The organism is Methyloversatilis discipulorum (assembly GCF_000527135.1).
In the GTDB taxonomy this organism is placed as follows: Bacteria; Pseudomonadota; Gammaproteobacteria; order Burkholderiales; family Rhodocyclaceae; genus Methyloversatilis; species Methyloversatilis discipulorum.
On the sequence record NZ_AZUP01000001.1, the window covers coordinates 1,138,103 to 1,150,395 of the forward strand.

General features: G+C 68.9%; 11 protein-coding genes. 10 read left to right on the top strand and 1 reads right to left on the bottom strand.

The window, feature by feature from the left end; all coding sequences use genetic code 11:
* The first annotated feature begins 166 nt into the window (after positions 1 to 166).
* On the top strand, positions 167 to 490 hold the full coding sequence (locus tag METFAM1_RS0105170; protein ID WP_024300482.1) for a helix-turn-helix domain-containing protein: 324 nt from the start codon (positions 167 to 169) through the stop codon (positions 488 to 490).
* Positions 490 to 1,794, top strand: a complete 1,305-nt coding sequence (locus tag METFAM1_RS0105175; RefSeq protein WP_019918534.1) for a type II toxin-antitoxin system HipA family toxin — start codon at positions 490 to 492, stop codon at positions 1,792 to 1,794. The genes METFAM1_RS0105170 and METFAM1_RS0105175 overlap by 1 nt, the downstream gene beginning before the upstream one ends.
* 112 nt (positions 1,795 to 1,906) lie before the next feature.
* Here the strand turns inward: METFAM1_RS0105175 and pqqA are convergent, their stop codons facing one another.
* The gene (gene pqqA / locus METFAM1_RS20525; RefSeq protein WP_008060153.1) at positions 1,907 to 1,981 is read right to left on the bottom strand and encodes a pyrroloquinoline quinone precursor peptide PqqA; all 75 of its coding nucleotides are present in this window, start codon (positions 1,979 to 1,981) and stop codon (positions 1,907 to 1,909) included.
* A 261-nt stretch (positions 1,982 to 2,242) separates the two neighbouring features.
* Between pqqA and METFAM1_RS20340 the strand changes: the two genes are divergently transcribed.
* The 8 genes from METFAM1_RS20340 to ybaL all read left to right on the top strand — a co-directional run bounded on the left by METFAM1_RS20340 (position 2,243) and on the right by ybaL (position 12,292).
* Positions 2,243 to 2,614, top strand: a complete 372-nt coding sequence (locus METFAM1_RS20340) for a hypothetical protein (protein ID WP_019918536.1) — start codon at positions 2,243 to 2,245, stop codon at positions 2,612 to 2,614.
* Positions 2,615 to 2,726: 112 nt separating this feature from the next.
* Positions 2,727 to 3,938, top strand: a complete 1,212-nt coding sequence (locus METFAM1_RS0105190; RefSeq protein ID WP_024300483.1) for a TolC family protein — start codon at positions 2,727 to 2,729, stop codon at positions 3,936 to 3,938.
* Positions 3,935 to 4,537, top strand: coding sequence for a hypothetical protein (locus tag METFAM1_RS20120; RefSeq protein WP_019918538.1), 603 nt, complete (start codon positions 3,935 to 3,937; stop codon positions 4,535 to 4,537). The genes METFAM1_RS0105190 and METFAM1_RS20120 overlap by 4 nt, the downstream gene beginning before the upstream one ends.
* Positions 4,534 to 5,649, top strand: a complete 1,116-nt coding sequence (locus METFAM1_RS0105200) for an efflux RND transporter periplasmic adaptor subunit (RefSeq protein ID WP_019918539.1) — start codon at positions 4,534 to 4,536, stop codon at positions 5,647 to 5,649. The genes METFAM1_RS20120 and METFAM1_RS0105200 overlap by 4 nt, the downstream gene beginning before the upstream one ends.
* 13 nt (positions 5,650 to 5,662) lie before the next feature.
* A complete protein-coding gene (locus METFAM1_RS0105205; RefSeq protein WP_019918540.1) occupies positions 5,663 to 8,809 on the top strand; it encodes an efflux RND transporter permease subunit in 3,147 nt (1,048 codons plus the stop codon).
* The gene (locus METFAM1_RS0105210; RefSeq protein WP_198291414.1) at positions 8,806 to 9,240 is read left to right on the top strand and encodes a hypothetical protein; all 435 of its coding nucleotides are present in this window, start codon (positions 8,806 to 8,808) and stop codon (positions 9,238 to 9,240) included. The genes METFAM1_RS0105205 and METFAM1_RS0105210 overlap by 4 nt, the downstream gene beginning before the upstream one ends.
* A gap of 42 nt (positions 9,241 to 9,282) precedes the next feature.
* On the top strand, positions 9,283 to 10,296 hold the full coding sequence (locus METFAM1_RS0105215) for a DMT family transporter (protein WP_269745053.1): 1,014 nt from the start codon (positions 9,283 to 9,285) through the stop codon (positions 10,294 to 10,296).
* 274 nt (positions 10,297 to 10,570) lie between these two features.
* Positions 10,571 to 12,292: a cation:proton antiporter domain-containing protein gene (gene ybaL, locus METFAM1_RS0105220; RefSeq protein WP_019918543.1), complete on the top strand. Its 1,722-nt coding sequence runs from the start codon at positions 10,571 to 10,573 to the stop codon at positions 12,290 to 12,292.
* The last annotated feature ends 1 nt before the right edge of the window (position 12,293 follow it).

Consider the following 12,293-nt stretch of genomic DNA (forward strand, 5'->3'; position numbering starts at 1 on the left):
ACGCGTACGACGAAACCGCCCGACGTAACCCCGGCCCCGGCATCGTTCGTGACAGTCGAGTCCTCCCCCAACAAGAGGCGCGGTTCTCCCGCACTGCGCCGGTCGACTATAATCATCCCGATAGAAACATTAATAAAATATAAAAACCCCTATCGGGACACTTAATATGGAGCCACCAGTTCCTCTTCCAGTCGAGCGGGCGATCCGCAAGCTTGGCGGCGACATCTCCCTTGCCCGTCGTCGGCGCCACATTTCGCAGGCCTCGCTCGCCGAGCGCATGGGCGCGTCGCTGTCCACCGTACGGCGCATGGAGAAAGGCGACCTGCGGGTGCCCATTCACTTCTTCGCCCGCGCGCTTCACGTCTTCGGTGAGATTCAGGCGCTGGAAAACCTGCTGGACACGGCGAAGGACGACATCGGGCTTACCCTGATGGACGAGAACCTGCCCAAGCGCGTGCGCAGCAAGACGGGCACGTCGGGGGCGCTCTGATGACGGCGACCACGCCGACCCGTCGGCAGATTCAGGTATGCATTGGCAAAGCGGGTCTGCCCGTCGGCTCGCTCGTCCATGTGCGGCAGGGTCGGCGCGAGCACTGCACCTTTGCCTATGACTCATCCTGGCTGGGCAGTCCGGCGCGCTTCAATGTGTCAGCCGACCTGCAACTGCTGCCGGGCTACCAGCCGCACAAGGCGCGCTCGGCGCACGACTCCGTATTTCATGGCGCCGTCGCCGATACCGCGCCCGACGTGTGGGGTCGGCGCGTCATCGCCCGCGCCCACGCCAAGCGCCGCAAGACCGATCCGGGGCTTCCGGCCCTCACCGAACTGGATTACCTGCTGGCGGTGGATGACTTCAGCCGCGTCGGCGCGCTGCGCCTGCGCGATGCGGATGGGGACTGGCACCGGACGACGCCCGAAGGACGGCGCAGTACTCCGCCCTTGATCGAGCTGCAGCACATTTACCAGGCCAGCCGCGCTGTCGAGCGCGGACAGGAAACGGCCGAGGACTTGCGCTACCTGCAGGGCAAGGGCACCTCGCTCGGCGGTATGCGACCCAAGTGCACCCTGGTGGATGAAGACGGCCGGCTCGCCATCGGCAAGTTTCCCAGTGTTGGCGATACGCGCAGCGTCACCCGCGGCGAGGTGCTGGCGCTGAAGCTCGCCGCGCGCGCAGGCATCGAGGCCGCGCCGGCGCGCATCGTTCTGTTGGGCGACGAGGGAAAAGAGGTGCCTGTGGCCGTGATCGGCCGCTTCGATCGCGATGACGCCGACGGCCGCATTCCCTACCAGTCGGCGGCATCCCTGCTGCAGGCTTCGCGCGAGGAGGATCGCAGCTACACCGAGATCGCCGACGCCATCCGCACCCACGGCCACGCGCCCACGCAGGACGTGCAGCAACTCTGGCGCCGCATGGCGTTCAATCTGCTCATCACCAATGTAGACGACCACCTGCAGAACCACGGCTTCCTGCACGTGGCCCACGGCCAATGGCGCCTCGCACCCGCCTTCGACATCAACCCTTTCCCGGACAAAGACAGGGAATCCAAGACCTGGCTGTCGGAGCAGGACGGACCGATCACCGACGTGCACATGCTGCTGGCCCGCTCGTCGTACTTCGCATTGAACAAGGAGCAGGCCTTGTCGGTGCTGAAAGAGGTGCACACGGCAGTCTCTCGATGGAGGCAAGTCGCGCTGGCGCCGGAGGTCGGACTGCAGGCCGACGAGCTGGACGATTTTGCGCCGGCTTTCGAGCATGAGCAGATGGAAGAGACAGCCGCGCTGCTCGCGCGGTAGGCGCCAGCGATGCGCGTCTCAGCACCCGGAGCGTCGGGTCTCGACGGCGCAACGGCCGCACAAAAGAAAACGGCGGGCACAAGGCCCGCCGTTTTCCATGCCACCGCAGAACTTAGCGGTTGGCGACGTACATCGTGATTTCGAAGCCGAAACGCAGGTCGGTGGCCTTCGGGGTTTCCCAGTTCATATTGATCTCCTCAGTTTTGATGGATGGCTCTTCCGCAGGCCCTGCATCCCGGTGATCGTGTTGCCTGACCTGCACTGCCAGTATCGTCAGCCGGCCGCCCCGGCGCCTCGCATCTGATCTGAACCAAGTCTAAGGATTTTCATTAAGCCTTGTTTTGAACAGACTTCCCTTGCGCACGAGCGCGCACTGACCGCGGCGCGGCGCCGGAAAGCGCCGGCGCGCCTGCTTGCGCCGCCCGGGTCCTGTGCTACCTTTCTACGCATGCGCCGCCACAAAAACGCCTGCTCGCTGCTGATCGTGTTCTGCCTCATCTGGCAGACGCTCGCCTTCAGCGGGCCCGCCCTTGCGCACTGGGAAGATGCCGGGGCGGCCAGCGACGTGAGCCATGAGTTGCTGCACCTGAGCGGCCAGCCGCACCATCACCACGAGGAAGACGTCCACCTCGACGATTCTCCCGAATCGATCCAGCACCTGCATGCCGACTGCGTGTCGTCGACGACCTTCATACCGCCCGGCGCCGCTTCGGCCCTGCTGTTCGACAGTCCGCACGATCCCCTGCCCGCCTTCAATGGCGGCCCCCTCCCCCATCCTTTCCTCGAAGGTCTCCGCAGGCCACCCAGACCGCAGGTCTGATCCATAGACCAGGCCGGTTCGTACGCGAACCGGAATCCGCTCGTCAGGACGCCTTCGCCTGCCCATGGCACATGCCCGGCGGTCGCACGCGTCCGCTCATGGACAGCCGACGGTGAAACATTCCTGCATACGCATTCTGTGCGGCCTGCTGCTGGCCGCCCCCGCATGGCCCGCGCTCGCGGGTAGCTCGCCCGCGCTCGCCGCGGCGCTCGAATCAGCCTGGCAGCGCGCGCTCGCGGCGAGCGAGGCGAGCGGCCGCAGCCGCATCGCCGAAGCACGCCTTGCCGCCACGGCCAGCCCGTGGGCGGCACCGCCCTCGATCGACATTTCCCAGCGCGAAAACCGGCTGCTGCGCGATACCGGCCAGCGCGAAACCGAAGTGGGCGTGAGCTGGCCGCTGTGGCTGCCCGGCCAGCGCGACGCACGCCAGCGCGCGGCGCGCGGCGAGGTGGATCTCGCCAGTGCCTCCGCCGAACAGCTCCGGCTCGGTCTGGCCGGAGAGTTGCGCGAACTGGCCTGGGCGGCAGCTGCACTGCGTGCCGTGCGCGACGAGAGCCGGCTGCAGGCGGACAGTCTCGACGGACTGGCGGCGGACGTCGCCCGCCGGGTGGATGCCGGCGAACTGGCCCATGCCGACCTGCTGGCCGCACGCGCCGAGGCCGAACTGGCACGCGCTGACGCGATCGAGGCCGCGCAGCAGCTGCGCGCCGTCGAATCGCGCTGGCAGGTGCTGACCGGCGATCTCCCGCTGCCGGACGGTGCGGACGAACAGCCGGGCGCCGCGACCGACATCGAGCGCCACCCCGAACTCGCCGCCGCGCAGGCGGCACTCGAACTGGCCCGCCGCCGGCTGGACGCGGTGAAACTGGACCGCCGCGCGCCGCCCGAACTGACGGTGCGCTATCGCCACGACGAGCCGGGCGCGGGCATGCCGGCGCAGGACAGCATCGGCCTCGGTGTGCGCATTCCGCTCGGCACGGCCGACCGCAACCTGGAGCGTGACGCCACCGCGCTGGTCGAGCTGGACCGCGCCCAGGTGCAGCTCGACCGGACACGCGAGCGGCTGCGCGCCGACGTCGCGCTGGCCGAGCAGGCGCTGAACACGGCGCACGCCGCGCTGGAAGCCGGACGCCTGCGTGCCGCGCTGCTGGTCGAGCGCGCCGCCCTGCTCGACCGCGCCTTCCGCGCCGGCGAAAGCGGCCTGCCCGAACTGCTGCGGGTGCGTGCCGCCGCTGCCCAGGCACAGCAGGGCGTGCGGCGCCAGCTGGCCATGCTCGGGCTCGCTCGCGCCCGACTCAACCAATCGATCGGACTTCTGCCATGACCCCGCTTCACCTGCTGCGCAGCCTGCGCCTGCCCGCCTTCGTGCTGGCTTTCCTGTTCCATCTGCCGGCGGTCGCCGCTCCGGGCGCCCATGGCCCGGACGGCGAGCACCTCGACGCGCCGGCCGGCGCCCACGCGACCGGCGCGACACCGCGCACGGAAACACATTCCGAACTGTTCGAACTGGTCGCCCGGCTCGGCGGTGGCGAACTGTCGGTGATGATCGACCGCTACGACAGCAACGAGCCGGTACTGGGCGCCACAGTCGACGTGGAGAGCGACGGCGTGCGCGCGACCGCGCAGTTCCACGCAGACCACGGCGACTACGCCTTCAGCGACCCGGCCCTGCTGGCTGCCCTGTCACGGCCGGGCGATCACGCGCTGGTGTTCACCGTGCGCCGCGGCGAGGGGGCCGAACCGCAAGAGGCGGACCTGCTCGACGCCGTGCTGCATGTCGATGCCGAGGTGGCGGCTGACGAACACGCGTCGGTGTTGTCCCGCGTTCCCACGGCGGCCTGGATCGCCGCCGCCGTGATCGCGCTGGCTGCGGCGCTGCTGCTCGCACGCCGCGGCCGCACCGACAAGGGAGTCCGCGCATGAAACGCCTGCTCCACATCGTCACCACCGCCCTGTTCGCCAGCGTCGCCCTTGCCGGTCCGGGCGCGCACGGCCCGGGTGGCGAACACCTGGACGAAGCGGCGCACGCCACAGCGTCCGGTCTGGCCCGGCTGCCGGACGGCAGCGTGAACGTGCCCAAGATCGCCCAGCGGCGCATGGTCATCCGCACCCGCGTCGTCACGACGAGCGAGGCCGCGCGCACGGTCGAGCTGCCAGGTCGCGTGATCGCCGACCCGAATGCCGGCGGACGCGTGCAGGCCCTCTACGGTGGCCGCCTCGAAGCCGGACCGCGCGGCCTGCCGGTAATCGGGCAGACGGTGCGCCAGGGCGACATCCTCGCCTGGGTGCGCCACAACCCGGACCCGATCGCCCAGGCCAACCAGACGGCGCTGCGCGCCGAACTGCGCACCGCGCGCCTGCTGGTCGAACAGCGGGTGGCGCGGCTGGAAGGTCTGGAAGGTTCTATCCCGCGCAAGGACATCGAGTCGGCGCGGGCCGAACTGGCCGGACTGCGCGAACGCGAAGCCGGCATCGCCGCCGGCATCGGCTCGCGTGAAGCGCTGCGCGCCCCGGTCAGTGGCGTGATCGCCCGTGCCGACATGCTTGCGGGTCAGGTGGTGGACGCGCGCGACACGCTGTTCGAGATCGTCGATCCGGCGCGTCTGCTGGTCGAGGCGACGGTGGCCGACGCGGCACTGGCCACCCGCCTCGCCGGTGCGGCGCTGAAGGACGTGCCCGACGTGGCGCTCAGCTTCCTCGGCGCCGGCGGCAGTCTGCGCGACGGCGTGCTGCCGGTGCTGTTCCGCACCCAGGGCAAGGCCGGCGCCCGGCCCGCGCTCGCGGTCGGCCAGCCGGTGTCGGTGGTCGCGCAACTGGCCGAGCGCATCCCGGGCATCGTGTTGCCGACCCGCGCGCTGACGCGCAATGCGTCGAACGAACCGGTGGTGTGGATCAAGTCGGGCGCGGAGCGCTTCATCCCGCAGCCGGTCGAGGTGCAGACGCTGGATGCGCAGACGGTGGTGGTGACGCGCGGGCTGTCCGCCGACAACCGCGTGGTCGTGCAGGGCGCGTCGCTGATCGCGCAGATCCGCTGAACGGAGGCCACCCATGTTCAACTGGATCGTCCGCCTGAGCCTGCACAACCGGCTGCTGGTGCTTGCGCTGTCCACGCTGCTGATGGCCTATGGCGCTTATACCGCGTGGCGCACGCCGGTCGATGTGTTTCCCGATCTGAACAAGCCGCTGGTGACCGTGCTGACCGAAGCCGGCGGCATGGCGCCCGAAGAGGTCGAACAGCTCGTCAGCTTCCCGCTCGAAACCGCGCTCAACGGCATGCCCGGCGTGACGCGCGTGCGCTCGACCTCGGGCATCGGCCTGTCCATCGTGTACGCCGAATTCGACTGGGGCACCGACATCTACCGCAATCGCCAGCTGGTGGCGGAGCGGCTGGCGCTGGTGCGCACGCAGATGCCGGAAGGCGTGTCGCCGGTGATGGGACCGGTGTCGTCCATCATGGGCGAAATCATGCTGATCGCGCTGCCGCTGGCCTCGGCCGACGGTGCGGCCGGCGCCTCGCCGATGCAGGCGCGCGAATACGCCGACTTCGTGCTGCGCCCCCGCCTGCTGTCCATCGCCGGCGTGTCGCAGGTGATCCCGATCGGCGGCGACGTGCGCGAGCTCAGGGTGGAGGCCGACACCGCACGCATGGCGCAGTTCGGCGTCTCACTGACGCAGCTCGAGCAGGCGCTGCGCGGCTTCGCGCAGAACGCGGGCGGCGGTTTCATCGACCGCAACAACCGCGAATACCTGATCCGCCACATCGGCCGAACGCACCGCATCGAAGACCTGCAGAGCCTGTCGGTCGGCTGGAAGGACGGGCGCACGATACGGCTCGATCAGGTCGCGCGCGCGGGCTTCGCGCCGGCGCTCAAGCGCGGCGACGCCGGCTACAACGGTGCGCCGGCAGTCATCGTCAGCGTGCAGAAGCAGCCGACCGCCGACACGCTGAAGCTCACGGCGGCGGTCGAGGCCGCGCTCGGCGAGCTGAAGCAGGGTCTGCCGCCCGGCCTGGCGGAACCGCGCGTGCTGTTCCGCCAGGCGGACTTCATCGAAGCGTCGATCGGCAACGTGACCGAGGCGCTGCGCGACGGCGCCGTCATGGTCGGCATCGTGCTGTTCGCCTTCCTGCTGTCGGCGCGCACCACGCTCATTTCGCTGATCGCCATCCCGCTGTCGCTGGCGGTCACCGCCGTGGTGTTTCACTGGCTGGGGCAATCGATCAACGTGATGACGCTGGGCGGACTGGCGATCGCCATCGGCGAGCTGGTGGACGACGCGGTCGTCGACGTCGAGAACATCCTGCGCCGCCTGCGCCAGAACAGGCAGGCCGACAGACCGCTGCCGGTGCTGGAGGTGGTGCGACAGGCCAGCGTCGAGGTGCGCACCGGCATCGTCTATGCCACCGTGATCGTGGTGCTGGTATTCGTGCCGCTGTTCGCGCTGCCCGGCATCGAAGGCCGGCTGTTCGCGCCGCTGGGCGTGGCCTACATCGTGTCCATCCTGGCGTCGATGGCAGTGTCGATGACGGTGACGCCGGTGCTGGCCAGTCTGCTGCTGCCGGGCATGAAGCGGCTCGACCACGGCGACAGCCCGCTGGTCGCCTGGCTCAAGCGACTGGACAGCCGCGTGCTGGCGTGGTCCTTCCCGCGGGCGCGCGGGCTCGTGCTGGCAGCACTGCTGGCGGTGCTTGCCGCGGCCGCCAGCGTGCCCTTCTTCCCGCGCGCCTTTCTGCCGGCCTTCAACGAGGGCTCGCTGGTGCTGTCGCTGATGTTCACGCCGGGCACTTCTCTGGCCGAATCCAGCAGCATGGGGGCACTCGCCGAGACGCTGATCCGGGGCGTGCCCGAAGTGCGTCAGGTCGGCCGCCGCACCGGCCGCGCGGAACTGGACGAGCATGCCGAAGGCGTACATTCCACCGAGATCGATATCGACCTCAGTCGCGACGGCCGCGACCGCGAAACCGTGATGGCCGACATCCGCAACGCGCTGTCGGTGCTGCCGGCCTCAGTCGCTATCGGCCAGCCGATCTCGCACCGGCTCGACCATCTGCTGTCCGGGGTGCGCGCGCAGATCGTGCTGAAGATCTATGGCGAGGACACCGACACGCTGCGCGCCCAGGCCGAGCAGCTGCGCGCCCGCCTCGCCGAAGTCCCCGGTCTGGTCGACCTGAGCGTGGAAAAGCAGGTGCTGATTCCGCAGGTGACGGTGCGCATCGATCACGCGCGCGCGTCGCAGGCCGGTCTGTCGCCGGGTGAGGCGACCCGGGCGCTGCACGTGCTGACCGACGGCGCGCACGACGGCGCCCTCATCGTCGACGGCATCCGCCGCTACCGTCTGGTGCTGCGGCTGCCGGACGACGCGCGCGGGCCGGTCGATCTGGAGCGCGTGCTGATCGACACGCCGGCCGGCCGTCTGCCGCTGGCGGCGATCGCACAGGTGGAACAGACCGACGGCCCAAACCAGATCGGGCGCGAGAACGGCCGGCGACGCATCGTGGTGTATGCCAACACCGACGGTTCGGACATGGGGCGCATCGTCGGCGACATCCGCAACATCGTCGGCGCCACGGCATTGCCTACCGGCACCTTCATCAGCCTCGAAGGCCAGTTCCAGGCACAGGAGCAGGCGACCCTGCTGATCGCCGGCCTGTCGCTGGCCTCGCTGGCGATGATCTTTCTGGTGCTGTACACGCGCTACCGCTCGGCAGTGCTGGCCGGCATCATCATGGCCGGCATCCCGCTGGCCCTGATCGGCAGCGTTCTGGCGATGTGGCTGGCAGGCGTGACGCTGTCGGTCGCCTCGATGGTCGGCTTCATCACGCTGGCCGGCATCGCGACGCGCAACGGCATCCTGAAGGTGAGCCACTACGTCCATCTGTGCCAGCACGAGGGCGAACGCTTCGGCACGGCGATGATCACCCGCGGTTCGCTGGAGCGCCTGACGCCGGTGCTGATGACCGCGCTGGTAGCCGCCTTCGCGCTGACGCCTCTGCTGCTCGCCGCCGATGCGCCGGGCAAGGAAATCCTGCATCCGGTGGCGGTGGTCATCTTCGGCGGCCTGATCAGCGCGACGCTGCTCGACACCCTGCTCACACCGGTGCTGTACTGGCGCTTCGGCGAGGCCGCGACGCGGCAACTGATTGCGGCGGCCGACGACAGCTCTCCGACAGAACAACGCCTGGAGGCACTGCCATGAGCCGTTCGACGACGCCCCCGCGCATTCCGGACGCTTTGACGATGGTGCACACGATGATCAAACATCTGCTGGCCACACTGATTACCCTGGCCGTCGCAGCGGCCAGCACCGCGGCACTGGCCCACGGCGAGGCCACGCCGCGTCACGGCGGCGTGACCCGATCGGTCAATGATCTGTCCTTCGAACTGGTCGCGCTCGACAGCGGCGCGGCAATCTATATTGAGGACCACGGCAAGCCCGTCAGCACCTCCGGTTTCGCCGGAAAGCTCACGGTACTGGCGGGCTCGAACCGATCGGACGCTGCGCTAAAGCCGGGCAGCGACAACACCCTGGTGGCGGACGGGATCAAGCTGCAGCCGGGCGCCATCGCCGTTGCCGTGCTCACCGACCGCAACGGCCGAACCACCACCGTGCGGTTCACGCTGAAGTAGGCGATGTCGATGTCCACAGCCGGACCGGCCTTCAGGGGCGGCATGCTTGCACTGCTCTCGGCCGTGCTGTTCGGCATGAGCACGCCCTTGATCGCCCGACTGTCATCGGGAATCAATCCCTTTCTGACGGCCGCACTGCTCTATGCCGGCGCAGCGCTCGCCGGCGCAACGATGATCAGGGGCCGGGCGCGCGAAGCCGGATTGCGCCGCACCGACGCCGTGCCGCTGGCATGGATCACGCTGAGCGGGGCCGTCGTCGCACCGGTCGCGCTGGCCTGGGGGCTGCAGCGCTGCAGTACGACTTCGGCGTCGCTGATGCTGGCGCTGGAGGCCCTGTTCACAGCGCTGCTCGCGCACTGGCTCTACCGCGAACAGATCGGCTTGCGGGCATGGGTGGCCCTGTTGCTGCTCACCGCCGGCGCCATCGCGCTTCTGTTCGACGCAGCGCAGACAGGTACGAGCCAGACGCTCGGGCTGATCGCCGTCGTCGTGGCGACGATGGCGTGGGGGACGGACGATGCGCTGTCGCGCGCAGTGGCCGACCGTGACCCGGGCCAGGTCATCCTGGTCAAGGGCGCCGCCGGTGCCGCCACGACCGGCGCAATGGCACTGGCCGCTGGCGCCCGACTCACCGACGTCGGCCAGATCGCCGGTCTGCTGCTGGTGGGTGTTACCGGGTATGGCCTGAGCCTCAAGTTCTATCTGCTTGCACAGCGAACCTTCGGCGCGGCGCGCACCGGTTCGGTGTTCGCCTTCGTTCCGTTCATCGGCGCACTCGGGGCAGTGCTGATGGGCGAGCGGGAAGCGGGCGCGGGACTGCGGGTCGCCAGCGTGCTGATGATAGTCGGGGTGATCCTTCACCTCACCGAGAAGCACCAGCACCGGCACGAACATGGCGTGCTCGAACACGAGCACGCGCACACGCACGACGACGGGCATCACCTCCACAAGCACGACCCGCCGGTTCAGGGATCGCACAGTCACATGCACCGTCATGAGCCGATGAGCCACTCTCATCCACACCTGCCGGATGCGCATCACACGCATCCACACTGACGCAAGCCCGTTCGGTGCGCACAGCGCCAAGCGGAGCGACATATCGTATGCGGACAGGCTGCGCCAACCCGCGAAACCCACGGCACACTGTGCACCGGGACATCGCACGCAGCGCGGCCGGTCGCCATTCAGGCGACGAAAGTTTGATCTAATACTGAGCACACTAAGGATGCATCCGTCAGACTGAGCGCTGTCGGTGTCTTCACCGGCAGGCCGTCGCGCTTCAGTTCGCCATGCGCGCTGCATGCCTGCCGAACCATAACCAGAACGCGCCATGCCACACGACATCACCCTCATCGCCACCATTGCGGCCGGTTTCGGTCTCGCCATGATCTTCGGCCTGATCGCGGTACGCCTGCGCATGCCGCCGCTGGTCGGCTACCTGATGGCGGGCATCGTGATCAGTCCGACCACGCCGGGCTTCGTCGCCGACATCGGGCTGGCCAGCCAGCTGGCCGAGATCGGCGTGATGCTGCTGATGTTCGGCGTCGGCCTGCACTTCTCGCTCGACGACCTGATGGCGGTCAAGCGCATCGCGGTGCCCGGCGCGGTGGTGCAGATCGCCGTCGCCACGCTGCTCGGCATGGCGATCGCGACGATGTGGGACTGGAACGTCGGCGCCGCCATCGTGTTCGGTCTGTGCCTTTCGGTGGCGAGTACCGTGGTGCTGCTGCGCGCGCTTGAGTCGAAAGGGCTGCTGAAGTCGATCAACGGCCAGATCGCGGTCGGCTGGCTGGTGGTCGAGGACCTGGTGATGGTGCTGGTGCTGGTGCTGCTGCCAGCGCTGGCCGGCGTGCTGTCGGGCGATACCGCCGCCGCGTCCGGCCGTGACCTGGGCATCGCGATGGCGATCACGCTGGCCAAGGTGATCGCCTTCATCGTGCTCATGCTGGTGGTCGGCCGCCGCGTGCTGCCGCGTCTGCTGTGGTGGGTGGCGCGCACCGGTTCGCAGGAGCTGTTCACGCTGAGCGTGGTGGCCATCGCGGTCGGCGTGGCTTTCGGCGCGGCCGCGCTGTTCGACGTGTCGTTCGCGCTGGGTGCCTTCTTCGCCGGCATGATGATGCGTGAGTCGGAGTTCAGCCACCGCGCCGCCGACGAATCGCTGCCGCTGCGCGACGCTTTCGCGGTGCTGTTCTTCGTGTCGGTGGGCATGCTGTTCGACCCGGCCGTGATCTGGACGCAGCCGCTGAAGCTATTGCTGGTGGTGGCCATCATCATGGTGGGCAAGACCATCGCGGCGGTACTGCTGGTGCTCGCCTTCCGTTACCCGTTGAACACCGCGCTGACGGTGGGCGCCAGCCTGGCGCAGATCGGCGAGTTCTCCTTCATCCTCGCCGGACTGGGTGTGACGCTCGGGTTGATGCCGGCCGAGGGGCAAAGTCTGGTGCTGGCCGGCGCGCTGATTTCGATCGCCGCCAATGCGGCGCTGTTCTCCGCCATCGAACCCTTCCGCGCCTGGGCCATCGCGCGCTCGTCGCTGGCCCGCCGGCTGGAGCAGCGCGACGACCCGCTGGCGGCGCTGCCGATGACCACCGACGCACGGCTGCTGCACCAACAGGTGGTGCTGGTCGGCTATGGCCGTGTCGGCCGGCGCATCGCCGACGCGCTGCGCGAACAGCACATTCCCTGCGTGGTTGCCGAACAGAACCGCGAGCGCGTCGACCAGCTGCGGCGCGAGGGCGTGCCGGCGGTGTTCGGCGACGCGCAGACGCCCGAAGTGCTGATCCAGGCCCACATCGCCCGCGCGGCGATGCTGGTGATCGCGATTCCGGAAACGGTGAATGTGCGCAAGATGGTCGAGATCGCACGCACGCTGAACCCGGACATCGCCGTCGTGCTGCGCACCCACAACGAGGAAGAGGCCGAACTGCTCGAACGCGAGAGCCTGGGCACGGTGTTCCTCGGCGAAAACGAACTTGCGCGCGGCATGGCGGAACACGTCGTGCGGCATTTCGGGCGCGGCGCGCCCGGCGGCGCCAGTTGGCCGCATCACTGAC